We start from the raw sequence: 2,351 nt of genomic DNA, 5'->3' as shown, positions 1-2,351 counted from the left end.
TTCGCAGCGTGCTGCTGCGTGCTGCCTTTGGCTTCGCCCTTCGCAGCGTGCTGCTGCGCGCCGCCTTTAGGCTGAACTTTCGCAGAGCTGCGCTGTGCACCGCTTCTGGCTTCGGGTTTCGCGCCCTCTTTGCGTCCGCGTCCACCTCTGCCTTGACCGTCCTGCTGCGCAGGTTCCGCTGCCGACACGGCCCCAGTCATCGGATAGGCGTGGTCTTTGACTTCCGGGATAGTCTTGCCGATCAGTTTCTGGATGTCTTTCAGATACGGCAGCTCTTCTGTTTCGCAGAACGAGATAGAAATACCGTCTCTGCCTGCACGGCCGGTCCGGCCAATCCGGTGCACGTAGGTCTCAGGGATGTTTGGCAGGTTGAAGTTGATAACGTGCGTCAGTTCGTCGATGTCGATGCCGCGCGCGGCGATGTCAGTCGCAACCAGAACGCGGGTCACGCCGTTCTTGAAGTTGTTCAGTGCCGCTTGACGGGCATTCTGCGATTTGTCGCCGTGAATGGCCTGCGCCGAGATGCCGGCACGGTCAAGCAGACGCGCGACGCGGTTGGCGCCGTGCTTGGTCCGTGTGAATACAAGCGCGGATTCGATTGATGCGTCCTGCAGAATATCATTCAGCAGTTTCTGCTTGTTCGGCTTGTCGACCAGATAGACTTCCTGCGTAATCCGGTCTACTGTAGACGAAACCGGTGTAATTTCAACCTTGGCCGGATTAACCAGCAGCGAATTAATAAGGTTGGTGATTTCCGGCGGCATAGTAGCCGAGAAGAATAGCGTCTGCTTTTTGTCCGGAGTTCTGGCAATGATCTTCTGCACGTCGCGAATAAAGCCCATATCGAGCATGCGATCGGCTTCATCCAGAACGAGAACTTCTACAGAGTCCAGCATAACGTGCTTCTGGTTCATCAGGTCGAGCAGACGCCCAGGCGTAGCGATCAGAATATCCGTGCCGCGCTGCAGCTCGCGCTCCTGCGGAGCTTGTGAGATTCCGCCTACGACAACCATACTGCGCAGATCGGTATACCGGCTGTAAGCGCGGATGTTATCGTAAATCTGAATTGCCAGTTCGCGCGTCGGCGTCAGGATCAGCGAGCGGATCGGGCGTTTGCCGGACACAGCCGGATTTGCCGAGAGGCGCTGGATAATAGGCAGCGAGAAAGCTGCCGTCTTGCCAGTACCGGTCTGGGCGCAGCCCAGCACGTCGCGGCCTTCCAAGGCAACAGGAATGGCCTGCTGCTGAATAGGCGTGGGAGACGTGTAATTTTCTTTTTGAAGCGCCTTAAGAATCGGGGGGATCAATTTCAGATCGTTAAATGTCATGATGGCTCCTTTGTATATAAAGAAAAATCTATAAACTTCCGCTAATAGGGGGAGGAAATATTCCGAAAAAACAATAGAGTGATGCAACGTACAAGTCTAACATACAATTGGAAATTTAAACAGGGTCGTTTCAGGAAAATAAGGCATACGTTAAAATTCGTCTTCGCTAGGGTCTGTACGCAAACCTATTTAAGCCAGATCCCAATCGAGATCAACGCCAAAAAAAGTCTTAACCATGCTCACTGCCTTGTCATAACGAGTCGTTAGGCGCCGGTTCCATGTTGATGAACATGGATAATCATTACATCCAAACATCCAAACATCCAAACATCCAACCTCATCACATCCAGTATCATCACATCCAGTATCATCACATCCAACCTCATCTGTTTGAAGTTTGGTTCGATGGCGACATGCTTTGAAATTTTGTACCAGATTCCTGACTTTTGCAGCCTCCTCCAGAAAAAGCGGTAAGCCGAAGACCAAGGCTTGCAGCAGCCTGACAAATCATGCCGATCCGCTCCAGTGCATGCGACCCAAAGTGCTGCATTTAGTCGATGTCTCCGTTCTTTTGGAGGCCGTCTTCCTTATCTTTTTCGGGCAGAAGCAGGAAAGATTCAACGACATTCCATTCTTCGTCGGTCAAATCGTATCATCGTCTCATTTCTTTAATTTAACGGATTTACAGGCATTCTTGAATTTTGCGTACATGTCCTAAAAAGAGTATTAAACGTATGAGAAAGAGGCCTGCGAGAGTTTTCTGAAGAGTTTATTGAAGGTGTAAGAAGGAAGAAAAGAAAAAGAAAAAGAAAAAGAAAAAGAAAAAGGAAACAAAAAGAAAAATAAGTGCACCTATACACTTATTTTTCCCGATTTTTTAAATTTCGTTGAAATAAGTGCCTCCATACTAGGCCTGTTGATTAACCCCAAAATAGCAAAAAGGACGCCTCTTTGTTAAGCTGTTTGTACCCCTACAAACATCGAAACGAGGCGACCTCATGACAAAGTCTACGACATTCTCGA

General features: G+C 49.6%; 1 protein-coding gene. It reads right to left on the bottom strand.

The window, feature by feature from the left end; genetic code table 11:
- The coding region (locus F456_RS23320) for a DEAD/DEAH box helicase (RefSeq protein WP_018979054.1) at positions 1-1,328 on the bottom strand (1,328 nt) is incomplete at its 3' end.
- Positions 1,329-2,351: the final 1,023 nt, after the last annotated feature.

Source organism: Saccharibacillus kuerlensis DSM 22868 (genome assembly GCF_000378145.1).
Classification (GTDB): Bacteria; Bacillota; Bacilli; order Paenibacillales; family Paenibacillaceae; genus Saccharibacillus; species Saccharibacillus kuerlensis.
Note: the sequence above shows the minus strand (reverse complement) of the source record. Positions and strands in the feature narration are given on the sequence as shown.